The organism is Promicromonospora sukumoe, assembly GCF_014137995.1.
In the GTDB taxonomy this organism is placed as follows: domain Bacteria; phylum Actinomycetota; class Actinomycetes; order Actinomycetales; family Cellulomonadaceae; genus Promicromonospora; species Promicromonospora sukumoe.
The window spans coordinates 1,216,431-1,238,851 of sequence record NZ_JACGWV010000002.1; the positions used below are offsets into that span (position 1 = coordinate 1,216,431).

Below are 22,421 nucleotides of genomic sequence, written 5' to 3' on the forward strand. Positions count from 1 at the left end.
CCAGGAACCGCCTGGGTCCATGCGTTTACCTCGTGTTCATCACCCCGATAACTCCGGAGATCCGATGAACCAGCTCATGCTCTACGCGGTCGACCTCGTCGCCGTCACCATCCTGACGTTCGCGCTCTACTTCCCGCGACACCGCCGACGCGACCTCGTCGTCGCCTACCTCGGCGTGAACGTGGGGGTGCTCGCGGTGTCCGCGACGCTGTCCGCGAGCTCCGTCGCCGCGGGCCTCGGCCTCGGCCTGTTCGGCGTGCTGTCGATCATCAGGCTGCGCTCCACAGAGCTGTCGCAGCACGAGGTCGCCTACTACTTCGCGTCGCTCGCGCTCGGCCTGCTGGGCGGGCTGGGGACGAGCGCCGGCTGGCTCGGCCTCGCCGGCAGCGGCCTGATCCTCCTGGTCATGGCCCTCGCGGACCACCCGCGCCTGTTCGCCCGACACCACAGCGAGCTCGTCATCCTCGACCGCGCGATCCCCGACCAGACGGAGCTGATAGCCCACCTGGAAGCACTGCTCGGCGCCCGCGTGCACGCCCTGTCGGTGCAGCGCCTCGACCTCGTGAACGACTCCACCTGGGTGGACGTCCGCTACTCCGAAGCGCGCCGCCTGCCGATCGTGACCGACGACGGCACCGGCGCCCCCACCACGCTGCACCAGGGGACGAACAACAGCGGCCGCCCCGAGCTGGCGTCGGCCCGATGATCGCCGACCTCGCTCCCGTGACGCTCGACGAGCTGAACGACACCGCGGCTCTCCAGACGCGCCGCGACCGCAAGTACGTGCTGACCCCGGACGAGCTCGACGACCTGCTCACGGCCCTGCCCCCGGCGCGGGTGCTGGAGATCGACGGCTCCCGCTCGTTCGCCTACGACTCCACCTACTTCGACACCCCGGAGCTGGACGCGTACCGCCTCGCGGCGACGCGCCGTCGTCGGCGGTTCAAGGTCCGCACGCGGACCTACGTGGACACCGGGTCGTGCTTCGTCGAGGTGAAGACCCGCGCGGGCCGCGGCACCACGGTCAAGGAACGGCAGCCGCACGACGACGCCGGGCACCTCGGCCTGGCCCGCACCTTCGTCTCGGACCGGCTGGCCGACGCCGGGGCGCCGTCGGCGCCCGTGCTCACCCCGACCCTGCGCTCCCGCTACCAGCGCACGACCCTGCTGCTCGACGACGCCCGCGTCACCCTCGACACCGGCCTCGTCTGGGACCTGCTCGGGCCCGTCGACCCCGGGGCGCACGCCGCGCCGGTCGTCCGGCGCAGCGCCGCGATCGGCGACCTCGTGGTCGTCGAGACCAAGACGGCCGCGGGTTCGGGACCGTCGTCGGTGGACCGCCTGCTCTGGCGGGCCGGCCACCGTCCCGACCGCATCTCCAAGTACGCCACCGGGCTGGCCGTGCTGGAGCCCGAGCTGCCCGACATGCCCTGGCGGCGGCTCGTCCGCCGTCGGCTCACCGCGGGCCTGCCCGCGCCCGCCCTACCCACAAGCACCGACACAACCCGCCTGACCTGCGAGAGGACTCACTCATGAAGCTCCGCCGACCCCGTCCCTTCCTGACCGCCACGATCTCCGGCGCCCTGGTGCTCGGCGCCCTCGCCGGGTGCAGCACGGCCGCCGCCGAGACCACGAGCGGCACGAGCAGCACCGGCACGACGACCACCACCATCTCCGAGGTAGCGACCACCACCGACGACGCCCTCGCCGACAACGAGGACTACACCGATCTCGCGGCCCTCGCCGACGAGACCTGGGACACCGCGGACGAGACCACCGTCTCGCTCGACGGCGACAGCGCCACCGTCTCGGGCGACGGCGCGACCGCCGACGGCTCGACCGTCACCATCTCGGCCCCCGGCACGTACCGGATCAGCGGCACCCTCGACGACGGCCAGGTCGTGGTCAGCTCCGAGGCCGACGGCCTGGTGCGGCTCGTGCTCGACGGCGCCGACATCACCAGCTCGACCAGTTCCGCGATCGCGGTCACGCAGGCCGACGACGTGTCCGTGGTCCTCGCGGACGGCTCGTCCAACAGCTTGACCGACGCCGCGACGTACGAGGACACCAGCGAGGACGCGCCGAACGCCGCCCTCTTCTCCGCGGACTCGATGGTCATCTCCGGCACCGGCTCCCTGGACGTCACCGGCAACGCCAACGACGGGATCGCCTCCAAGGACGGCCTGGTCATCGCGGGCGGCGACATCACCGTCACGGCGGTGGACGACGGCGTGCGCGGCAAGGACTTCCTGGTCGTCACCGGCGGCACCCTCGACGTCGACGCCGAGGACGACGGTCTCAAGGCGGACAACGAGGACGGCACCAACGACGACGGCGAGACCGTCGGCTACGCCGCGCTCCTGGGCGGCACCGTGACCGTCGCGTCCGGCGACGACGGCGTGCACGCCGAGAGCGACCTCGTGATCGACGGCGCGACCGTCACCGTCTCCGAGTCCGTCGAGGGCCTGGAGGGCGCGCACATCCTCGTCGCGAGCGGCACGGTGGACGTCACCTCCTCCGACGACGGCTTCAACGCCGCGGGCGGCACGAGCACGACGACGGACGGCACCACGACGACCGACGACACGGCAGGAGATGACACCGCGGCTGACACCGGCACCGGCCAGGACTCGGCCGCCCAGCCCCCGGCGGACGGCGAGGCACCTACGGGAGGCGAGCCTCCGACGTCGGGCACGATGCCGGACGGGCAGCCGCCGCAGGGCGGCGACGGTGGTGGTGGCGCAGGTGGCGGCGGCGGCATGCCGGGCGAGGCCGCGGGCGACTTCTCGCTGGTCATCACGGGCGGCGACGTCACGGTCGACGCCGGCGGCGACGGTCTCGACTCGAACGGAACCCTCACGGTCTCGGGCGGCGACGTCACGGTGTTCGGCCCGACGGACGGCGGCAACGGCACCCTCGACAGCGCCGGCGCGCTGACGGTGGACGGCGGCACGCTGCTCGCCGTCGGCACGTCGAGCATGCTGCAGACGCCGGGCGACGGCTCGGAGGGGTGGGTCGCGGCGACCTTCGACACGCTGGTCGCGGGCACGGAGCTCACGGTGGTCGACTCGAACGGGAACGTGGTGGCCGAGGTGACGCTGACCAAGGACACCCAGTCCGTGGTCCTGGCCTCGGCGGACCTGACCACGGGCGACACCTACACGGTCCAGGCGGACGGCGCGGAGGTCACCTCGGTGACCGCGGGCGAGGCCGGATAGGGGTGGGATTTCGCGGGGGTCGCGAGGTAGTGTTCCGGACACCGCCGAGGGAGGTCACCGATGCCCGCGCCCACACTCTTCGACTACTCGGACCACAGTCCGTACTCGAACCCCGGACACCACACCGGGTACTTCACCGAGCTGAGCACCGACCCGGAGGAGCTGCACCGGTTCGTCTGCACCGCCGTCGTGCACTACCGGGCCGAAGGCGCGACCCTGACCGACGAGCAGAAGGGCGACCCCGACCGGCGCTGGCTCACCTCGATCCTGGACGCCGCCGCGCTGCGCGCGCCCCTCGACGGGCCGCGCACGCACGCGCAGCAAGTCGCCGGGTGCTGCCGCGACCACACGCTCCTGGCCCTCGGGGTGCTGCGCACGCACGACGTGCCGGCGCGGTCCCGGATCGGCTTCGCCACGTACTTCGCGCCCGGCTGGAACGCCGACCACGTGGTGGGCGAGCGCTGGGACGGGAAGCGCTGGGTGCGGTTCGACCCCGAGCTCGACCAGAAGGACTTCGACTTCGACGTGCACGACATGCCCACCGGGCCCGAGTCACCGTTCGTGACGGCGGCGGAGGCATGGCTGACGATCCGCGCCGGGACGGCCGACGCCGCGACGTTCGGCGTGACTGCGGACGTGCCGTTCCTGCACGGCAAGGACTTCGTGCGCTACTACGTGCTGTACGAGGTGGCGCACCGGCACCGGGACGAGCTGCTGCTCTGGGACCTGTGGGGCCCGGAGCTCGGCACCTCGTACGTCCGCGAGGCCGAGGGCGGGCAGGCGGCGACCTGGGTCCGGGACGCGGGGCTGGCGGGCGCGGACATGTCCGACGCCGAGTTCGACGCCGTCGCCGACGAGCTCGCGTACCTGCTGGTCGCCGCCGACGCCGGGGACGACGAGGCGGCCGACCAGCTCGCCGAGCTCTACCGCGGGGACTCGCGGCTGCGCCCGGGCGAGCGCGTGCTGACGCTCTCGCCCACCGGCCACTCCGGGATCACGGACCTCGCGGAGCACTAGCCCTACGTGTCAGACGTACAGGTCCCCCGGGGGACCTGTACGTCTGACACGGGGGGCGCCAGGCGGGCGCTAGGCGGGCGGCGGGAGCCGGCGGACCAGCTCCTCCAGCACGTCGCTCGTGCCCGCGTCGATCTTGACCGTCGCGTACTTGTCGCCGCGCGTGATGCCGCGGTTCACGATCACCACGGGCTTGCCCGTCTCGGCCGCGTGCCGCACGAACCGCAGCCCGCTCATCACGGTCAGCGAGGAGCCGGCGACGAGCAGCGCTCCGGCGGAGTCGACCAGCGCGAACGCCCGCTCGACCCGCTCGCGCGGCACGTTCTCGCCGAAGTAGACGATCTCCGGCTTGAGCACGCCCCCGCAGAACTCGCAGGGCGCCGGCTTGAAGTGCGCGGTCGACTCGATGACGGCGTCGGCATCGGGCGCGATCTCGATGTCGGCGACGTCGCCCACGGACTCCAGGAAGCCCGGGTTGAGCGCGGTGAGCCGCTCCGCGAGGTGCGTCCGGGAGATGACCCGGCCGCAGTTCAGGCAGATCACGCGGTCGTAGCGTCCGTGCAGGTCGATGACGGTCCGGGAGCCCGCGTCCTCGTGCAGCAGGTCCACATTCTGCGTGATGATCCCGGCGAGGATGTCCTGCTCCTCCAGCCGGACGAGCGCGCGGTGCCCGGCGTTCGGCGCGGTGCGGTCCACGTGCTGCCAGCCCACGTGGTTGCGCGCCCAGTAGTGGCGGCGGAACTCCTCGTCGCCCACGAACTGCTGGTAGGTCATGGGGCTGCGCGGCGGGGAGTCGGGGCCGCGGTAGTCGGGGATGCCGGAGTCGGTCGAGATCCCGGCGCCCGTGAGTGCGGTGATCCGGAGGCCCGAGAGCACCTCGACGGCGTCGTCCACGGTGGTGCGGGCGACCTCGACGGGCTCGGGCTGCCACGTGGTGGGGCGAGCTTGAGGGAACACGCCTACGAGGGTATGCCGCCCACGCCCGGACGCACCCGTGGTGTGTCCCATTTCGCACCCGCGAGCCGCTCAGTTCCGCCGGTCGGCCCGCCGGAACGCGAGCCCGGAACGCTCAGCCCCGCGCTCAGCCCCGCCGCGCCTCGAAGAACTCGCGGAGCAGCGCCCCGCACTCGTCCTCGCGGAACCCGCCGAGCACCTCGACCTCGTGCAGCGCCCGCTGGTCGCGCACCAGGTCCCACACGGAACCGGTCGCGCCGGCCTTCGGGTCCCACGCACCGAGGACCAGCCGCCGCACCCGCGACTGCACGAGCGCGCCCGCGCACATCGGGCACGGCTCCAGCGTCACCACGAGCGTGCAGCCCGACAGCCGCCACTCGCCGCGCGCATCAGCGGCAGCCCGCATCGCGAGCACCTCGGCGTGCGCGGTCGGGTCTCCCGTCGCCTCCCGCTCGTTGTGCCCGACGCCGATCACCCGGCCGGCCTCGTCGAGCACCAGGGCGCCGACCGGCACGTCGCCGGTGTCGAGCGCACGCCGGGCCTCGTCGAGCGCGACGCCCATCCACCGCTCCCAGTGCGCGCGGCGCTCGGCGGCGCTCAGGCTTGAGGTGTCAGACACACAGGTCACCCTAGTGACCTGTGTGTCTGACAACGCGGTGAGGGGGCGGAGTGTGGGACTGGCGACTTTCCGGGCCCGCGCACCGTCGGCGCGCACGGCCGCCCGGTAGCGTTGCACCCATGCGCCTTCACGTCGTCGATCACCCCCTGGTCGCCCACAAGCTGACCGTCCTGCGGGACGAGACCACGGACTCCCCCACCTTCCGCCTGCTGGTCGACGAGCTCGTCACGCTCCTGGCCTACGAGGCCACGCGCGAGATCGCCACCGAGCCGCACGAGGTGAAGACGCCGGTCACGACGATGACGGGCACGCGCCTCGCGTCCCCGCCGCCGCTCGTGGTGCCGATCCTGCGCGCCGGCCTGGGCATGCTGGACGGCATGAGCCGCCTGCTCCCGACGGCGGAGGTCGGCTTCCTGGGTCTCGTGCGCGACGAGGAGACGTTCAAGGCCGTCACGTACGCGAACCGCCTGCCCGACGACCTCACCGGCCGGCACGTGTTCCTCATCGACCCGATGCTGGCCACCGGCGGCACGCTGGTCGCGGCCATCGACTACGTGCTGGAGCGGGGCGCCCGCGAGGTGACGGCGGTCTGCCTGCTGGCCGCCCCCGAGGGCATCGCCCTGCTGGAGGAGCACGTGGGCGACCGCGCGAACCTGTCGGTCGTGGTCGCGGCCGTGGACGAGCGCCTCAACGAGAAGGCCTACATCGTGCCCGGCCTGGGCGACGCCGGGGACCGGCTGTACGGCATCGTCTGAGCCGGACGGCGTCCTGCCGCGGCAGGACGCCAGGGCAGGGCCGGCCGGGCGCCGGAGCGCCGGGGCCGGGCGCTAGGCCTGGTCCGGCTGCTCCTGGTTCGACGCCGGTCCGCAGACGCCGTACTTCATCCACCGCAGCCAGTTGCTGGCCGTCGGCGCCTTGACCGGGGCCGGCGACAGGTAGGCGGCCTGCTCGGCGCCGTTGGCGTCGGCCCGTCCGGTGGCCGAGGACTGCTCCGTGCCGGCCGTCGCCCCGTCGTCCGGCGTGGGCCCGGGGCCCGGCTCGCAGGTGGGCTCGGGCACCACGCACGACTCGCCCTCGACGGAGAACGACTTGTCCACGGACAGGGGATAGCCCTCCACCTCACGGGTCAGCCGCACGGTGACGTTGCCGTCCAGGCTGAACAGGGGCTGCTGCGCGAGCTCGAACGTGGTCTGCGACCCCGCGGGGACCGTCTGCTCCGCGCTGTGCTCACCGGTGCCGTCGTGCACCAGCACGCCGCGCCAGTCCTTGCCGGTCCAGTTGCCCACGGTCGCCGTGATCTGCGCGTTCTGCTCGACGCACACCGCGTCGGTCGTCACCGTGAGCTGCGCCGCTGAAGGCCAGCTGACCTCGGGGCAGGGCTTGAACCGGACGTCGAGCGGGCCGAACTGCTGGCCGGCCGCCGTCACGGTCACGGTGTCGGTACCCCAGGCGACCGGGAACTCGATGACGTCGGTGGCCCCGGCGGCGACCGTGCGGGTGACGTCGCCGACGTGGAACTTCACGTCGAGCGTCGAAGCCGTGTTGTCCGCGGTGACCTGGAACGTCTGCACCGAGCGGTCCTTCGCGACGTCGAAGGTGCAGGCGCCCACCGACGTCAGGGTCCGCTCGCCCAGCGCCGGGGAGATCTGCGCGGCGTCGAAGCGCTGCGTCGGGTTGGTGGTGGGGACGATCGGGTTGGCGGGCAGGTCGCCGTCCTTGTCCGCCACGTCGCGCGAGAGGTGGAACGTGACGTCACCCTCCGGCATGTGCGTGCGGTTGGTGTTCACCGTGAGCTCCACGTTGCCACCCGCCGCCACCGGCAGCTTCACGGTCTTCGCCGTGCCGTCGCCCACCGGCACCGACATGAGCGCGTTCATCGACTCGTTCGTCCGGTTGGTGACCGTGCCGCGCACGCCCACCGTGCCGGCCATGTTGATGGTCTCGGCGGTCGTGTCGGCGTCCCACGCGGGCTTGTAGCAGTCGATCGCACTGTGGCTGCCCGCTTCGACACGGGTCTCGTAGGTGCTGCCGTCCACGGCCGTGGTCAGCACGAAGACCGCCGGGCCGGCCGGCGCGCGCAGCCCGTCGTGCACCACGACCCGGGCGGAGTCGCCGGGCGCGACGTCCTTGCCCGTGGAATCCCGGCTTCCGGCCGCCTCAAGGGCGACGCGGACGACCCGGTCGGTCGTGTTCTTGTAGCTGCCGATCACCGCGGCGTCGGCCTTGTCGATGCCGCCCTCGGCGAGGCAGGAGGTGCTGATGGTGCCCGCGCCCGCGGCGGCGTTGGCCCAGGCCGACGTCGCGACCAGCGTGGCCGACGAGGCGCGGGCGTGGCCCTCGCCGAGCGCCGGGCGGACGTTCGCCACACCGAGCTCGGTGGGCTGCGTCTTGGGCTGGTCGGCGGTGGTGATGATGTTCAGCAGCAGGTCGACGCCGCTGCCGGGCTCGATCTGCAGACCGGTGTAGGCCCCCGGGAGCGGCTGGCACAGCCAGGAGCCCGGCAGGTCGGCCGGGTTGCACTGGAGCTGGGTCTGCGCGGCGGCGGGCTTCACGCCGTCGGGCAGCGAGACGACGACGCCCCACCCCGGGGCGACCGTGGTGTCGCCGGTGCTGGTCAGGCTGATCGGCAGCGAGGCGATGCCGGGGCTGGCGAGCGAGACGTCCCTGGTCTGCGCCGACAGCTCCGGGCCGAACGCCGCGACCGTGCGACTCGGCAGGTTGGCGGCGACCGGCTCGAGACCGTCGGCCCAGACCGTGGCGCTCACGGGGTAGGCGCCCCCGGTGTTGGCCTGCACCGGCACGACGACGGTGCGCGCGGCGCCCTGCGCGAGCTCACCGACGGAGCAGAGCAGCACGTTCGACTTCTCGGTCGGCGCGCAGATCACCGGCGCCTCCACCGGGGCGGCGGGCTCCGAGGGGGACACGCTGGGCGACGCGCTCGGCGACGCCGTGGTGTCGGTGTCGGTGGCACCGGCGGGGGCGTCGGCCTCCACCTTGGTCTCGGGCGTGGTCCCGCTGGTCGCGGTGGGGGTGGGCGTGGCCTCGGGGGTCGGCGTCGCGCTCGTCGCCGACATCAGGCGGCCGGTGCCGACGCCCGTGCCGAAGGAACCGTCCGGCTTCGTGGCCGTCAGGCCCTCCGGAAGCGTGACCTGCATCTGCGCACCGGTCGCGTCGGCGCTGCCCGTGTTCTCGACCGAGAACGACAGGTTCTGGCTCTGGCGCGCGGCGAGCGGCTGCCCGCCGTCCGCGTAGCCGACTGAGATGTACGCGGTGTTCTCGTTGGGCAGCACGTCGGTCGGCAGCACGTCGCCGCCGTCCTTGACCTCTTCCGCGGCGCTGCCGCCCGGCAGCTCGCGCGCGTCGTTGGTGGCGATCACCGTGTCGATCAGGGGGTCGCCCTCGGGCGGCGCCGCGATCTGCAAGGCCGCGACCAGCCCGACGGCGGCGACGGCGAGCGCGCCCGCGGCCACGCTCCCACCCGTGGCGGCAGCGGCTGCGGAGGCAAACGCCCCCGCGGTGCTGGAGGCCGCGGACGAGACCGCGCCGGAGAACGAGCCGCTCGACGCGGCGCTCACCGCGGAGGCGGAGTGCGCGCTGCCGGCGGCCGCGGTCGCCCCGGCCTTCGCGGCGACGACCAGCCCGCCGATCGGGGCGCCGGCGCCGACCAGGGCGAGGCCGCCCGCGCCGAGCACGAGCGGGGCGATCACGGTCTTCATTCCGTGCGCGACGTCGTGCAGCTCCAGCACGAGGGCGCTGCAGGTGGCACAGGTGGAGAGGTGCTCGTCGATCTTGGTGGTCTCGCGCTTGGACAGGCTCGCGCGCACGTACCCGCCGAGCAGCGGGTTGACGGTGCGGCACATGTCCGACGGCGAGTGCGTCAGGTGCTGCTGCAGGTAGCCCGCCCGCAGCGCCTCCTTGGCGCGGTAGAGCAGCGCGGAGACGCCGTTGGGGCTGAGACCGAGCACGGGCGCGACCTGTGCCGGCTTGAGCTCGTCGACGAGCACGTACCAGAGGACCTCGCGCCACCGCTCCGGCAGGTCGACGTAGGCCTTGGCGATGACGCTGCGCTCGAAGCCGTCGAGCGCGGGGTCGTCCTTCGAGGCCACCCGGCCGAGGACCGACTCGATCTCGTCGTCGGTGCTCGGACGCGTGCGCTGGGCGCTGCGGGTCAGGTCGAACGACCGGTGGCGCACCATCGTGTACAGGTAGGGGCGGAACCCGGCGTCGGGGCCCACCCCGCGGCGCAGCATCTCGAACAGCTTGCTGAAGGCGTCGGCGACGACGTCCTCCGCGTCCGCGGGCGTGACGTACTGCCGGGCGAGGGCCCTGGCGGCCGCCGAGTGGCGCTCGTAGAGCACGCCAAAAGCGTCGCGGTCACCTGCTCTGACCTGCAGAATCAGTTCCGCGTCGCTAGGGGTCTCCCCCGTGCTGCTCTCGACTTGCCTCACGTCTACCCATGCTCTCGCGGTGGTCGCGCTGCCGATGACTGTCGCCGTCCAGGCAAGACTATAGAGCCAGGCGGACGATTTAGGGGGTGGAATTCCACATTTTGGGGTGACGCACGGGTGAAGTCCGCCATCTCACACCTGAAGGTGCGTCATGATGTATCCCCGTGAGGGTCCCATCATCATGAGCGAGGCACAGCAGGAGGCGCGGGTGCGTGTGCACGACCTGCGCGAGCGGTGGCGCGCTACGAGTCTGGCGTCGGTTTGGATCCGGCCGAACGACTGGGAGCACCCCGCCGCTGAAGCGCTAGCAGAGGCACTGGCCGAGGGCCGGGGCGTGATCGCGCCCGCCGAACGGCTGGGTGCCGCACGCGCCGGGGTCGGCGCCGGCATCACCGAGGCACTGGACGACGTCGCCTGCCTCTACGCCGCCTTCGGGCGCCCCACGGACGTCGGCGCGCTGCGCGCGGCGGCGATCGGCTGGGTCGGGGAGCGCGAGCGCGTGCCCTACCAGATCGCGACGCACGATCCGTCGACCGGACTGCCCACCGGCGAGTACCTGGGCGAGCGGCTGCGCGAGACCTACGGCGTCGCGCAGCGCACGGGGACCAGCGCGGGCGAGTCCCACTGCCTGCTGGTGCTCGACGTCGGCCTCGAGAACCTCGACACCTGGCAGCGGCTCGCGCGCTCGGCCGCGATCGGCCGCACGCTGCACCAGGTGTTCGGCGAGGGACACCCGATGGCCGCCGTGGGCGACGGCACGTTCGTGGTCCTGTGCGAGCGAGGCCCGACGACGGCCGAGCTGGGACAGTCGCTGCGCCGCGTCGTGGAGCGCAACGCCGAGGTGCTCGGCCTGACGACAGAGGTGCGCCGTCCGACCCGGGTGTGGGTCGAACGGCTGCCCGGGACGCACGGCGACGCCCTGCTCCTGCTGGACCACCTGGCGCGCTGAAGATCCTGGCTCCCTGGGGCCTTGAACCCTGAGGGGCCGCGCGCTCGACGGCGAGCGCGCGGCCCCTCTGCCCTGCCGGACGGGCTCAGACCTGCTGGGTCGCACCGTTCTGCTCGAACGTGAGGCAGTCGGCGTGGCCCGGGTCCTCGGGGCCGGCGCCCACGCGGATCGACGGCGCGTTGCACTCCAGGTTGTCGTTGTGGGTGCACTCCTCACGCTGGCAGGCGCCCACGTGGGCGATCACCTTCTCCAGGCCGCCCTTGGTGCTGAGCGGGATGAACGTGGCACAGGACGCGTCGCCCGCGTGCCCGGCGATGGTGACGGCGCCGGCGTGGCAGCCGTGGTCGTGGTTGTAGCCGCAGCCGTCGATCGAGCACTCGACGACCTCGGGCATCTCCATCAGCGTGCTCATGGCATCTCTCCTCGCTCGGTGCATCGCTCCTGCGGAATGCGTCGATCGTATTCCTGAATGACAGATCGCACAGGATTGAGGAATGCCTTACCTACATTCCGGCAACGTTCAGGATTAACGAAAGAATTGCATTGCCGAAATGCTGGGCGAGATCCGGGGAACGGCTACTCCTCGCGTCGCGGGGCGGGCCGCCAGAGCACCACGGCGCCCCCGCCGCCGGCGCGGTGCTCCAGGTCCACGCGCATCGCCGCGCTCCGCACACGCTGGCCCCGCTGGACCACCACGACGTCGCCCGCGGCCGGTCCGGCGGCGAAGACGCGCCCCTCCTCCTGGACCCGCATGAGCAGGTCGCCGAGGCGCTCCTCCAGCACGGAGACGTGCGCCTCCAGGTCGAGGATGCGCTTGATCCCGGCGAGGTTGATGCCCTCGCCCTGGGCCAGGCGCTGCACCTGGAGCAGGCGTGCGACGTCGCGCCGCGAGTACCGGCGGCCGCGCCCGCGCGTGCGCCGGGGCACGACGAGACCGAGGCGGTCGTACTGCCGCAGCGTCTGCGGGTGCATCCCCGCGAGCTCGGCGGCCTTGGACACGGTGAGCACGGGTGTGTCGTCGTCGACCATGCGCTCCTCCCTGTGTCCTGTGCACGAATACGTGCGGGCAGGTTAGCCGAACCCGGTGCGGCAGGGCAGGCGCCCTACCGCACCGGCCGTCATTCTGCCGCGCGTGCGGCCAGCCCTGCGCGTACGTCCTCGCCGTCGTTCTCGGCGGCGAACGTCTCGAGCGCCTGCTTGGCCTTCCTGCTGAGCTTCTGCGGCACGACGACCTGCACCGTGACGAGCAGGTCACCGTTCGCCTTCGCCGTCTGCACGCCGCGGCCCTTGACCCGCAGCGCACGGCCCGACAGCGTCCCCGCGGGCACCTTGAGGCGCACGGTGGCGCCGTCCAGGGTCGGCACCTCCAGGGTGGTGCCGAGCGCCGCCTCCGCGAACGTGACGGGCACGGTCATGCGCAGGTCGAGGCCGTCCAGCGTCCACACCGGGTGCGGCGTGACGTGCACCGTGACGACGAGGTCGCCCGCCTGCCCGCCGGCGACCCCCGGGCGGCCCTTGCCGCGCAGCCGGATCTTCTTGCCGTCGTTGATCCCCGCGGGGATGCGGGCGGTGATGGTGCGGCCGTTGACCTCGAGGTCCGCCGTCGTACCCTGCACGGCCGCGCGGAACGGCAGCGTGACCTGGGCGACGACGTCCGCCCCCGCCGTCGGCGTGGTGTAGCCGGTCGTGCCCGAGCCGTAGGCCGTCCGGCCTCCGCCGAACATCGAGCCGAGGATGTCCTCGAAGCCCGCGCCGCCGTTCCCGCCCTGCGAGTAGCGGACGCGCGGCCCGCCCCGGCCGCCGGGGCCCTGGGCGCCGCCGAACATGGCGCCCATGATGTCCTCGAACCCGCCGGCACCGGCACCACCGGCACCCGCGGAGAAGCGGGCACCGCCCGCCATGGCGCGCACGGCGTCGTACTGGCGGCGCTGCTCCGGGTCGGAGAGGACCGCGTAGGCCTCGCCGATCTCCTTGAACTTGGACTCCGCTGCCGCGTCGCCCTGGTTCTGGTCGGGGTGGTACTGGCGCGCGAGCTTGCGGTAGGCCTTCTTGACGGCCGCGTCGTCGGCGTCCTTGGACACGCCCAGCACGGCGTAGAAGTCCTTCTCCATCCAGTCCTGACCGGTCATGGCACCTCCTTACGCGTCGATACCGGTGGTCGGGCTCGTCGAGACCTGGGTCCCGACCAGCCCGACCACCGGTGGATCACTCCGGTCCGACGACGCCCACGCGCGCCGCCCGGACCACCTTGTCGCCGATCTTGTACCCGGGCTCCACCACGAGGTTCACCGTGGCTGCCGTCGCGTCCGCGTCGGTCGAGTGCATGAGCGCCTCGTGCAGGTTGGGGTCGAACTCCTCCCCCACCTTGCCGAACCGCTCGACGCCGAACTTCTGCAGGCTCTGGTCGAGCTTCTCCGCGATCGCCGCCATGGGACCGCTCAGCTCGCCGTGCTGCTTGGCGCGCTCGACGTCGTCGAGCACCGGCAGCAGGGCCGCCAGCACGTCCTGCACGCCCCGGTCGCGCGCGGCGTCCTGGTCGCGCAGCGCCCGGTTGCGGTAGTTCGTGAAGCTGGCCCGCTCGCGCTGCAGCGCGTCCAGGTGCTCCGCGGCCTGGGCCTGGGCCTTGAGGACCGCGGACGCCTCGGCGGCGTCACCGGAGGGCTCGAAGTCGAGCCCGGCCAGCGGGTCGACAGACGCGTCCTGCGCGGGCGCCTCGGCGGCCTCGGGCTCGGCCGTCTCGTCCGCCGGGGCGGGCTCGACCGGCTGGGCCTGGTCACCGGAGGCGTTGACCTTGCGCTTGTCCGTGAACTGGAAGGGGTGCTCCCCCGAGCCCTCGGGCTCGGGGGTTCCCTGCTGGTGCTCGTCCGTCACTTGCGCTCGTCCTCGTCGTCCACGATCTCGGCGTCGACGACGTCCTCGTCCTTCGCGGACTGGGCGTTCGCCGTCTGCGGGTTGCCCTCGGCACCCTGGGCCGCGGGCTGCTCGGCGGCGTACAGGGCCTCGCCGATCTTCTGCGACGACGCGCCGAGCTTCTCGTACGAGCTCTTCACGGCGTCGGCGTCCTCGGCCTCGAGCGCGGCCTTCACGGCGGCGATGTCGGCCTCGACCTCGGTGACGACCTCGGCCGGGAGCTTGTCGCGGTTGTCCGCGATCTGCTTCTCCATGGAGTACGCGAAGGCCTCGGCCTGGTTGCGGGTGTCCGCCTCCTCGCGACGCTTCTTGTCCTCCTCGGCGTGCAGCTCGGCGTCCTTGACCATGCGGTCGATGTCGTCCTTGGGGAGCGCGGAGCCGCCCGTGATCTTCATCGACTGCTCCATGCCCGTGCCACGGTCCTTGGCGGACACGTGCACGATGCCGTTCGCGTCGATGTCGAAGGTGACCTCGATCTGCGGCACTCCGCGCGGGGCCGGGGCGATGCCGGTGAGCTCGAAGACGCCCAGCGGCTTGTTGTCGCGGGTGAACTCGCGCTCGCCCTGGAACACCTGGATCGCCACGGACGGCTGGTTGTCGTCGGCCGTGGAGAAGACCTCGCTGCGCTTGGTCGGGATCGCGGTGTTGCGCTCGATGAGCTTGGTCATCACGCCACCCTTGGTCTCGATGCCCAGGGACAGCGGGGTGACGTCGATCAGCAGGACGTCCTTGCGGTCACCGGAGATGACACCGGCCTGCAGCACGGCGCCGACGGCGACGACCTCGTCCGGGTTCACGCCCTTGTTGGGCTCGCGACCACCGGTGAGCTCCTTGACGACCTCGGTCACGGCGGGCATGCGGGTGGAGCCACCCACGAGCACCACGTGGTCGATGTCCGACACGGAGATGCCGGCGTCGCGGATCACGGCGTGGAACGGCGCCTTGGTGCGGTCGATGAGGTCCTGCGTCATCTGCTGGAACTGAGCCCGCGTGAGCTTCTCGTCCAGGTGGATGGGGCCGTTCTCGCTCATCGAGAGGTACTGCATCGAGATGTTGGTGCTCGTCGCGGACGAGAGCTCCTTCTTGGCCTGCTCGGACGCCTCACGGAGGCGCTGCAGGGCGATCTTGTCCTTCGACAGGTCGACGCCCGAGGAGTTCTTCACCTGCTTGATGAGGTGCTCCACGACGCGCTGGTCCCAGTCGTCACCACCGAGGCGGTTGTCGCCGGAGGTGGCGCGCACCTGGATGGTCGAGAAGTCGTCCTCGTCCTTGCCCACCTCGAGGAGGGAGACGTCGAACGTGCCGCCACCGAGGTCGAAGACCAGGATGAGCTCGTCCTCCTTGCCCTTCTCCAGGCCGTAGGCGAGCGCGGCCGCGGTGGGCTCGTTGACGATGCGCTTGACGTCCAGGCCGGCGATCTGGCCGGCGTCCTTGGTCGCCTGGCGCTCGGCGTCGTTGAAGTACGCCGGGACCGTGATGACGGCCTCGGTGACGGGCTCGCCCAGGTACTCCTCGGCGTCGCGCTTGAGCTTGCCCAGGATGCGGGCCGAGATCTCCTGCGCGGTGTACTTCTTGTCGTCGATGTCGACGGTCCAGTCCGTGCCCATGTGGCGCTTGACCGAGGAGATGGTGCGGTCCACGTTGGTGACGGCCTGCCGCTTGGCGACCTCACCGACCAGGACCTCGCCCGTCTTGGAGAACGCGACCACCGAGGGGGTGGTCCGCGAGCCCTCCGCGTTGGCGATGACGGTGGGCTCCCCACCCTCGAGGACCGCCACCACCGAGTTCGTCGTTCCGAGGTCGATACCTACTGCGCGTGCCATGTCTGCTGCCTTCCTTCGACAGATTGAGTCTGCTGCACTCAACTTAAGCCGGTGCTCGCGAGGAAGCAAGCCGACCCTCGCAAAGTTGAGTCCACTTCACTCAACTACGGCCGGGGCTGAAAAGTTCCCCGCAGGACTACCGTGAGCCTCATGTCCTTCCAGACCGCCCTGACGGGCGACGTCACCCTGCGCGAGCTCAGCAAGGACGACGCCGACGCGCTCGCCGACGCCTACGTCCGCAACCGCGAGCACCTCGCCCCCTGGGAGCCCGAGCGGCCCGAGGAGTTCTACACCGCCGAGTGGCACCGCGAGCGCCTGTGGACGCAGGTCCTGGAGAACTCGGCGGGCCGCGCGCTGTACACCGTGCTGGAGTCGGACGGCCGGATCGTGGGCCGGCTGAACCTGACCGACGTCGTGCACGGGGCCTTCGAGAACGGGCACCTCGGCTACTGGATCGACGCCGGGTTCACCGGCCGCGGCCTCATGACCAGGGCCGTCGAGGCGATGGTGGCGCACTCCCGGGACGAGCTGGGCCTGCACCGCCTGCAGGCGGCGACGCTGCCGCACAACACGGCGTCGCAGGCGGTGCTGACGCACGTCGGGTTCGAGCGGATCGGGTTCGCGCCCAGCTACCTCAAGATCGCCGGCGAGTGGCAGGACCACGTCGTCTACCAGCTCATCCTGCACGGCTAGGCCGCCCGGCCGAACCCGCACGACACGCCGCCGTCGGGCCCTTTTCGCCCCCGTCAACAGGCGCGACGCCCTGACCTGCGGTACACAAGGGTGCACGGCCGGGGCCACAGGGGGTGGGGCGTCGGACGAGTACCTCGCGGGCCAGCCCGCGAGGGTCTGATGCCCGGGAACCCCGGGCCCCGACCGGGGGAGACCACCATGGCAAGCATCCACGGGAGCTCGTTGTCGATCGCGCTCCTGACAGCGCTGCTCGATCCCGAAGAAGACGGCCTCAGATCACCTCACGTCCAGGACCTGCTGCAGGAGGCGCTCGAGACGCGCGAGGACGCACGCGACGTGATCGTCGCGCTGCTCGCGTCGTCCGGGTCGATGCTGCGGCAGATCAGCTACCACAACGAGCAGGAGCCGCTGGAGTCGCTGCAGAAGGTGGCCCTGGGCTTCCAGCGCAAGGTCGTCCAGCTCCCGAGCTGAGTCAGCCCACCACGGTCCGGGCCGCCACCGCCTCGGCGTCCCGGAGCACCCGCAGCGCGTTGCCGCTGGTCAGCTTGCCGAGGTCGGCGTCGGACCAGCCGTTGTCGGCGAGCGCCGCGAGCAGCCGGGGGTATCCCGTCACGTCCTCCAGGCCCTCGGGCAGGTTCGGCGTGCCGTCGTAGTCGCCGCCCAGGCCCACGTGGTCGACGCCGGCGGCCTCGCGGACGTGCTCGACGTGCGCGACGACGTCGGCCAGGGTGCTGCGCGGCTGCGGGTGCTCGGCCCGCCAGCGCGCCATGAACGGCTCGAACGCGCCGAGGTCCGTGTTCCGGATGCCCTCCTCCGCCGCGGCGCGAGCGCCCTCGGCCCGCCACTCCGCGACGGCGGGCGAGACGAACTGCGGCACGAAGGTGACCATGCAGACGCCGCCGTTGGCCGCGAGGGTGCCGAGCACGTCGTCGGGCACGTTGCGCGGGACGTCGCAGACGGCGCGGGCGCTGGAGTGGCTGAAGATCACCGGGGCCGACGTGACCCGCAGCGCGTGCCGCATGGTGCCCGCGGACGTGTGCGAGAGGTCCACGAGCATGCCGATGCGGTTCATCTCGCGGACCACGTCCTCGCCGAACGGCGAGAGGCCGCCGAGCACCTCCTCGTCGGTGGCCGAGTCCGCCCACGGCACGTTGTCGTTGTGCGTGAGGGTCATGTAGCGCACGCCGAGCGCGTGGAGCATGCGCAGCACGCCCAGGGACCCGTCGATCGAGTGGCCCCCCTCGGCGCCCATCAGGCTCGCGATGCGGCCTTCGCTCCACGCCTGCTCGACGTCGGCGGCGGTCCGGGCCAGGCGGAGGCTCTCCGGGTACTTCTCGACCATGCGGTGCACGCAGTCGATCTGTTCGAGCGTCGCGGTCACGGCGGCACCGCCCTGGAGCTGGGAGGGCACGTAGACGGACCAGAACTGGGCGCCGACGCCGCCGTCGCGCAGGCGCGGCAGGTCGGTGTGGGTGGTGGTGAGCCGCTGCGCGATGTCGACCGCGTCGAGGTCGTAGGACGACTGCTCACGCAGCTCCCACGGGAGGTCGTTGTGCCCGTCCCAGACGGGGTGCTTCTCGAGGAGCGCGGCAAGTCGTTCTGCGGTCGTCATGCGGGCGACGCTACCTCGCCGCCCGCACCCTCCTGAGCCGGACGTCGAGCTCGTGGGTGGTGAGCACCTCTCCCGCGCGGCGCACGACCCGGGACGTCCGGGGGTCGACGTACTCGAGATCGGTCTGGTCGGTCGCGATGGTCGTGTACCCGGCCTGGGCCTCCCTGCGCTGCTGGGACACGGCCGCGCTGTCGAGCATGCCGCCCACGGCGATCCCGGCGACGGAGACCGCGGAGGGCCCCAGCCCCCAGACCCAGAGCGACGGGTCCACGAGCAGCAGGGCGAGGACGACGACGGCGGCCCCGATCCCGCTTACCGTCCAGCCGAGGGACCGGCTCGACAGCACGGCCTCGCACGGGCCGGCGAGCAGCTCACGCCTCATGCCGGGGTGCCACTCGTCGGACACGGTGCCTCCAGATCGCCGGACGCCAGAGTACCCAGTACCGGGAAACGTGTCAGACGTGCAGATCACCGGGGTGACCTGCACGTCTGACACGTCGGGCGCCGTCGGACGCCGTCGGGCCCGGCCCGTCCGGGGAAGGGTCAGCCGATGCGCCGCCAGCTGCAGCCGACCGTCTCGAAGCCGATCGCGGACGACGGCATCGTGATGGTGCGGGCCTCGGACGTGCTGCCCTGGCTGACGATGGCATCGGAGCCGTAGTAGCCCTTGTAGAAGATGTAGATGCACGAGTCACCCGGAACGGCCGGACCCGTCGTCGAGTACACGCCGCGCTCCAGGTGGTCACCGATCGCGTAGACCCCGTTCGCAGAGGTCGAGGCACGCGTCGTGGACATCCCGGAGTAGTACTTGGTCCAGGTGCCGCAGCTCGTGCTCGACCAGATGGAGTCGTCGGTGGACTGCACCTTCAGGAGTCGCTGGCCCGAGCCGCCATCCATGGCGAGGACTTCGGTGGGCGACTGCCGCTGCCAGGAGCAGTTGTCGGCGCCTGCCTGGGCGATGTAGGTACCAGCCTGCACGCCGCCGCTCCCGACAAACAAGGCCCATTCCTCGTCGCCCTGGAACCGCACGGCCGAGGTCAGCACCTTGCCGGTCGCCGAGCTGCGGCGCAGCGCGGTGCCGTAGCCCGAGCGCGAGGTACGCACGGACACGGTGATCTTCTTGCCGTAGTCCGTTCCCTTGAGGGCGTAGGACGACTTGGTCGCCCCGGAGATCGGCTTGCCGTCGGCGTACCAGCGGTACGAGAACGACGGCTTGGGCGACCAGGTGCCGGTGGAGGCCTTGAGCGTCGAGCCGACGCGTGTGCTCCCCGAGATCGACGGGTTGGCCGAGCGCGAGTACTTCGACCCGACCTTGGCCCCGTCCGAGGTGACCGTCTTGGTGGTGTAGCCGCTCTTCTTCACCGTCGCGCTGACGGTGATGGTGCGGCCCTGCCACGCCGACTTCACGGTGAGGCTGCTGCCCGTCGCGCCCGAGATGGACTGCCCGCTGAGCTTCCACCGGTACGTGACGGTGCTCGGCGTCGGCGCGGACTGCGGGCGCGAGAGCGTGAGCTTGGCGCCCGGCGTCGCCAGGCCGATGATCACCGGCGCCGACTGCGAGAAGACGCCCGTGGCGACCGTCGCCGAGGCGGCGCTGGTACGGCTGGCGTTGGCGAAGCCAGTGCGCGAGCCGACGAGTCGGACCGTGAGCTTCTTGCCCCGCTGGGACGCCGTCGGCGTGAACGAGAAGCCGGTGGCGCCGCTGATCGCGGTCCCGTTCGCGTACCACTGGTACGCGAACCGGGTGCCCGAGGTCCAGGAGCCAGCGAGCGCCCGCAGGGGCACACCCACCCGCGGCGTCCCGCTGATCTTCGGGGTCGACGCCGTGGGGTCGCCGACGGCGATCACGGAGGTCTCGGCGCTCTCCGTGGAGGTGGGGATGCGGCCGTCGGCCGAGCCGAGGACGCTGACCGTCAGGGTCTTGCCCGCGTCCGCACCGGTCGGCGTGTACGTGGACTTCGTCGCCCCGGAGATCATCTTGCCGTCCCGGCGCCACTGGAGGGCGAACGTCGCGGCCGGGCTCCAGGCGTCGACCGTGACGGTCAGCGGCTTGCCCACCTTGTACTCGGCGCCCGAGACGACCGGCACGGTGGTCGCCTCGAACGCCTCGTCCTGCGCCAGCTCGTAGGCGGCCAGGACGTCGAGCTTGCCCTCGCCCCAGACGTTGTTGTCGTCGGCGGTGCCGCCGCAGGTCGTGTTGTTCACGTCCCGGGCGGAGCCGTCCAGGATCGCGCGCGTCGCCGCCACGTTGCCGACCAGCTCGGGAACGGCGTCCCACAGCAGCGCCACGGAGCCCGCGACGTGCGGGGCGGCCATGGACGTGCCGTCGAGGTAGCGCCAGTCGCCGGACTTGAAGGCGGAAAGAACGCCGACGCCTGGGGCGGCGATGTCCGGCTTCACCGAGCCGCCCTGCCCCGAGCCCCGCGCGGAGAAGGATGCGATCCCGCCGCTCTGCATGAAGGCGCCCACCGAGTACGACACCCGCAGCGAACCAGGACTGCCCGACGACTGGCAACCCCGTTCGCCGGAGTTGCCGTTGGAGAAGGTCGCGAAGATTCCCGCCGCCTCCCACGCCGTGATGATGTCCTCCATGAACGGGTCCGTCGCGGGCACCGTGCTGCCCCAGGAGTTGTTCACCACGTCGGGCCGCTTCGCGGGGTCAGGCTGCGAGCCACTCGACCCCTGGTCATAGGGGGCCAGGATCCACTCACCGGAAGCGATCAGGTCCTCGTCCGCCCACCCGTCGCTGCCGCCCGCGGCTGCGATCCACTGGGCGCCGGGCGCCACACCGATCGGCTGGTCCACCCCGGAGATCCGGATCGTGTCACCGACCATCGTGCCCATCGTGTGCGTGCCGTGCCCGTCCCCGTCGTGGGGGTAGGGCAGGCCGTCCGCCGAGAAGTAGTTGTAGGCGTTCGGGTCGACCGTGCCGTAGCCACGGTACTGCGCCGCCAGCGCGGGGTGGTCACCCTCGACACCTGAGTCGATGTTGGCCACCACGACGCCTTCGCCCGTGAACCCCTGGTTCCACATGTCATCCGCGTTGATCGCGGAGATGCCCCAGGTCGGAGCGCCGACTGCCAGAGCAGCAGCATCCGCCGGGTCAGCCGCCTCGACCGGCTCCGGCGCCGCGTAGTGCGCCGTCGGCCGGATCTCCAGTACCTGGTTGTCGGCGGCCAGGTCCGTGGCCAGGCCGAGCGAGCCGTCCTCGACGAGGATCGCGTTCGTGGCCCAGTACGACGTGTACTCGGTGCCGGACTTCTCCAGCTCCGCGACGGCGTCCTTCTGGGCGGCCTCGGCCGTCGCGCGGAGCGTCTCGTAGACGTACTCGCCGCGCTCGGACCAGCTCGTGATGCCGCCGGCCGCGGACAGGTCCGCGGAGTCGGCGAACCGCAGCCAGAAGCTCGTGTCGCCGGGTGCGGCAAACGCCTTCCTGGCGGCGGGCGTGATCTTCTGCGCGGGGTCGGCGGCCGGGGTCATCCTGGCGGCGCGCTCGGCGGGCACCGGGAGGGGCTTGGCGGCGGCGGTGCCGGAACCCTCCGGATCGGGGGCAGGAGCGGCGAACGCCGGTCCGGGTACTGCCAGCAGCGCCAGCACGGTGGCCGAGGCCAGGGTCCTGGTACGTGCTCGGGTGCGAGGATGCATGTGCTCTCCAGGCTGAGGCGCCCGGGGTACCGAGGCGCACTGGACCTGCGCGGGGCAGGGATGTGTCGCGAAGGTACCGTTTTTGGAGCAGCAAAAGTCGGGAAAAACCCAGATCTCACCCGGGTGATTCTCAGGCTTCGCGCCGCCCCCGCAGCCGGTCGATGTCGCGCCGCTCACGCTTGGTGGGGCGTCCGGTCCCGCGGTCGCGCAGCCCGACCGCCTCGCGCTCGACACGCGTGGGCAGGGCCGGGCTGTGGTCCACGTACGCCTTGACCGCCAGCGGCGCCCCGACCCGCTTGAGCAGCAGCTCGACGACCTCGATGTCGCGGTCCCGGAGCGGGTCGCGCCACGTCACGCGGTCACCCACGGCGACGGACGCCGACGGCTTGGCGACCTTGTCGTTGATCCGGACCCTGCCGCTGCGGCACAGCTCGGCGGCGACCGACCGGCTCTTGGTCAGCCGCACCGCCCACAGCCAGACGTCGATGCGCATCGGCCCATCCTCCCACCCCGCCGTCCTCGTTGAGTGCTGGGTA

The 22,421-nt window shown here is 72.0% G+C and carries 20 protein-coding genes; 8 read left to right on the forward strand and 12 right to left on the reverse strand.

What is annotated here, in order from left to right; all coding sequences use genetic code 11:
- Positions 1–64: 64 nt before the first annotated feature.
- From FHX71_RS22575 to FHX71_RS22590, 4 genes are read left to right on the forward strand one after another with little or no spacing between them, the layout of a single operon-like run.
- Positions 65–706 (forward strand): DUF4956 domain-containing protein, encoded by a 642-nt coding sequence (locus tag FHX71_RS22575; protein ID WP_182619644.1) that lies wholly within the window; start codon positions 65–67, stop codon positions 704–706.
- Positions 703–1,536 carry a polyphosphate polymerase domain-containing protein gene (locus FHX71_RS22580; RefSeq protein WP_182619645.1) on the forward strand — a complete coding sequence of 278 codons (834 nt, stop codon included), beginning with the start codon at positions 703–705 and terminating at the stop codon, positions 1,534–1,536. The genes FHX71_RS22575 and FHX71_RS22580 overlap by 4 nt, the downstream gene beginning before the upstream one ends.
- Positions 1,533–3,218, forward strand: coding sequence for a carbohydrate-binding domain-containing protein (locus FHX71_RS22585; RefSeq protein WP_182619646.1), 1,686 nt, complete (start codon positions 1,533–1,535; stop codon positions 3,216–3,218). Before FHX71_RS22580 ends, FHX71_RS22585 begins: the two co-directional genes overlap by 4 nt.
- A 60-nt stretch (positions 3,219–3,278) precedes the next feature.
- Entirely contained in the window at positions 3,279–4,235 is a 957-nt protein-coding gene (locus FHX71_RS22590; protein ID WP_182619647.1) for a transglutaminase domain-containing protein, read from the forward strand.
- A gap of 69 nt (positions 4,236–4,304) precedes the next feature.
- Here the strand turns inward: FHX71_RS22590 and FHX71_RS22595 are convergent, their stop codons facing one another.
- Positions 4,305–5,189, reverse strand: a complete 885-nt coding sequence (locus tag FHX71_RS22595) for a Sir2 family NAD-dependent protein deacetylase (RefSeq protein ID WP_376770156.1) — start codon at positions 5,187–5,189, stop codon at positions 4,305–4,307.
- Between the two features lie 124 nt (positions 5,190–5,313).
- Positions 5,314–5,748, reverse strand: coding sequence for a nucleoside deaminase (locus tag FHX71_RS22600; protein ID WP_182620054.1), 435 nt, complete (start codon positions 5,746–5,748; stop codon positions 5,314–5,316).
- A 176-nt stretch (positions 5,749–5,924) separates the two neighbouring features.
- Between FHX71_RS22600 and upp the strand changes: the two genes are divergently transcribed.
- On the forward strand, positions 5,925–6,560 hold the full coding sequence (gene upp / locus FHX71_RS22605) for a uracil phosphoribosyltransferase (protein ID WP_182619648.1): 636 nt from the start codon (positions 5,925–5,927) through the stop codon (positions 6,558–6,560).
- Between the two features lie 72 nt (positions 6,561–6,632).
- On the opposite strand, the gene FHX71_RS22610 is transcribed toward upp, so the two are convergent.
- Positions 6,633–10,163, reverse strand: coding sequence for a sigma-70 family RNA polymerase sigma factor (locus FHX71_RS22610; protein ID WP_182619649.1), 3,531 nt, complete (start codon positions 10,161–10,163; stop codon positions 6,633–6,635).
- Positions 10,164–10,434: 271 nt separating this feature from the next.
- On the opposite strand from FHX71_RS22610, the gene FHX71_RS22615 reads away from it, so the two are divergent.
- Positions 10,435–11,202 carry a nucleotidyl cyclase domain-containing protein gene (locus FHX71_RS22615; protein ID WP_182619650.1) on the forward strand — a complete coding sequence of 256 codons (768 nt, stop codon included), beginning with the start codon at positions 10,435–10,437 and terminating at the stop codon, positions 11,200–11,202.
- An 85-nt stretch (positions 11,203–11,287) separates the two neighbouring features.
- On the opposite strand, the gene FHX71_RS22620 is transcribed toward FHX71_RS22615, so the two are convergent.
- The 5 genes from FHX71_RS22620 to dnaK all read right to left on the reverse strand — a co-directional run bounded on the left by FHX71_RS22620 (position 11,288) and on the right by dnaK (position 15,935).
- Entirely contained in the window at positions 11,288–11,614 is a 327-nt protein-coding gene (locus FHX71_RS22620; protein WP_182619651.1) for a DUF1540 domain-containing protein, read from the reverse strand.
- Positions 11,615–11,778: 164 nt separating this feature from the next.
- A complete protein-coding gene (locus tag FHX71_RS22625) occupies positions 11,779–12,231 on the reverse strand; it encodes a heat shock protein transcriptional repressor HspR (RefSeq protein ID WP_020017794.1) in 453 nt (150 codons plus the stop codon).
- An 89-nt stretch (positions 12,232–12,320) separates the two neighbouring features.
- Entirely contained in the window at positions 12,321–13,331 is a 1,011-nt protein-coding gene (locus FHX71_RS22630; protein WP_182619652.1) for a DnaJ C-terminal domain-containing protein, read from the reverse strand.
- Between the two features lie 76 nt (positions 13,332–13,407).
- Positions 13,408–14,073, reverse strand: coding sequence for a nucleotide exchange factor GrpE (grpE, locus tag FHX71_RS22635; RefSeq protein WP_182619653.1), 666 nt, complete (start codon positions 14,071–14,073; stop codon positions 13,408–13,410).
- A complete protein-coding gene (gene dnaK / locus FHX71_RS22640; RefSeq protein ID WP_182619654.1) occupies positions 14,070–15,935 on the reverse strand; it encodes a molecular chaperone DnaK in 1,866 nt (621 codons plus the stop codon). The genes grpE and dnaK overlap by 4 nt, the downstream gene beginning before the upstream one ends.
- 150 nt (positions 15,936–16,085) lie before the next feature.
- Here dnaK and FHX71_RS22645 point away from each other — a divergent pair, with 150 nt between their 5' ends.
- Complete coding sequence (locus tag FHX71_RS22645) at positions 16,086–16,628, forward strand: GNAT family N-acetyltransferase (RefSeq protein ID WP_182619655.1); 543 nt, start codon at positions 16,086–16,088, stop codon at positions 16,626–16,628.
- A gap of 198 nt (positions 16,629–16,826) precedes the next feature.
- Positions 16,827–17,099 carry a hypothetical protein gene (locus tag FHX71_RS22650; protein WP_026366117.1) on the forward strand — a complete coding sequence of 91 codons (273 nt, stop codon included), beginning with the start codon at positions 16,827–16,829 and terminating at the stop codon, positions 17,097–17,099.
- Between the two features lies 1 nt (position 17,100).
- On the opposite strand, the gene FHX71_RS22655 is transcribed toward FHX71_RS22650, so the two are convergent.
- The 4 genes from FHX71_RS22655 to FHX71_RS22670 all read right to left on the reverse strand — a co-directional run bounded on the left by FHX71_RS22655 (position 17,101) and on the right by FHX71_RS22670 (position 22,378).
- Complete coding sequence (locus tag FHX71_RS22655; protein WP_182619656.1) at positions 17,101–18,240, reverse strand: dipeptidase; 1,140 nt, start codon at positions 18,238–18,240, stop codon at positions 17,101–17,103.
- 10 nt (positions 18,241–18,250) lie between these two features.
- A complete protein-coding gene (locus FHX71_RS22660) occupies positions 18,251–18,646 on the reverse strand; it encodes a hypothetical protein (RefSeq protein WP_182619657.1) in 396 nt (131 codons plus the stop codon).
- A gap of 137 nt (positions 18,647–18,783) precedes the next feature.
- A complete protein-coding gene (locus FHX71_RS22665) occupies positions 18,784–21,885 on the reverse strand; it encodes a S8 family serine peptidase (RefSeq protein WP_182619658.1) in 3,102 nt (1,033 codons plus the stop codon).
- 130 nt (positions 21,886–22,015) lie between these two features.
- The gene (locus FHX71_RS22670; RefSeq protein WP_182619659.1) at positions 22,016–22,378 is read right to left on the reverse strand and encodes an Hsp15 family ribosome-associated heat shock protein; all 363 of its coding nucleotides are present in this window, start codon (positions 22,376–22,378) and stop codon (positions 22,016–22,018) included.
- Between the last annotated feature and the right edge of the window lie 43 nt (positions 22,379–22,421).

Coding starts and splice junctions, on each gene's coding strand:
- FHX71_RS22575 (WP_182619644.1), top strand. CDS start 65: ATGAACCAGCTCATGCTCTACGCGGTCGACCTCGTCGCCGTCACCATC.
- FHX71_RS22580 (WP_182619645.1), top strand. CDS start 703: ATGATCGCCGACCTCGCTCCCGTGACGCTCGACGAGCTGAACGACACC.
- FHX71_RS22585 (WP_182619646.1), top strand. CDS start 1,533: ATGAAGCTCCGCCGACCCCGTCCCTTCCTGACCGCCACGATCTCCGGC.
- FHX71_RS22590 (WP_182619647.1), top strand. CDS start 3,279: ATGCCCGCGCCCACACTCTTCGACTACTCGGACCACAGTCCGTACTCG.
- FHX71_RS22600 (WP_182620054.1), bottom strand. CDS start 5,748: ATGGGCGTCGCGCTCGACGAGGCCCGGCGTGCGCTCGACACCGGCGAC.
- upp (WP_182619648.1), top strand. CDS start 5,925: ATGCGCCTTCACGTCGTCGATCACCCCCTGGTCGCCCACAAGCTGACC.
- FHX71_RS22615 (WP_182619650.1), top strand. CDS start 10,435: ATGAGCGAGGCACAGCAGGAGGCGCGGGTGCGTGTGCACGACCTGCGC.
- FHX71_RS22620 (WP_182619651.1), bottom strand. CDS start 11,614: ATGAGCACGCTGATGGAGATGCCCGAGGTCGTCGAGTGCTCGATCGAC.
- FHX71_RS22625 (WP_020017794.1), bottom strand. CDS start 12,231: ATGGTCGACGACGACACACCCGTGCTCACCGTGTCCAAGGCCGCCGAG.
- FHX71_RS22630 (WP_182619652.1), bottom strand. CDS start 13,331: ATGACCGGTCAGGACTGGATGGAGAAGGACTTCTACGCCGTGCTGGGC.
- dnaK (WP_182619654.1), bottom strand. CDS start 15,935: ATGGCACGCGCAGTAGGTATCGACCTCGGAACGACGAACTCGGTGGTG.
- FHX71_RS22645 (WP_182619655.1), top strand. CDS start 16,086: ATGTCCTTCCAGACCGCCCTGACGGGCGACGTCACCCTGCGCGAGCTC.
- FHX71_RS22650 (WP_026366117.1), top strand. CDS start 16,827: ATGGCAAGCATCCACGGGAGCTCGTTGTCGATCGCGCTCCTGACAGCG.
- FHX71_RS22655 (WP_182619656.1), bottom strand. CDS start 18,240: ATGACGACCGCAGAACGACTTGCCGCGCTCCTCGAGAAGCACCCCGTC.
- FHX71_RS22665 (WP_182619658.1), bottom strand. CDS start 21,885: ATGCATCCTCGCACCCGAGCACGTACCAGGACCCTGGCCTCGGCCACC.
- FHX71_RS22670 (WP_182619659.1), bottom strand. CDS start 22,378: ATGCGCATCGACGTCTGGCTGTGGGCGGTGCGGCTGACCAAGAGCCGG.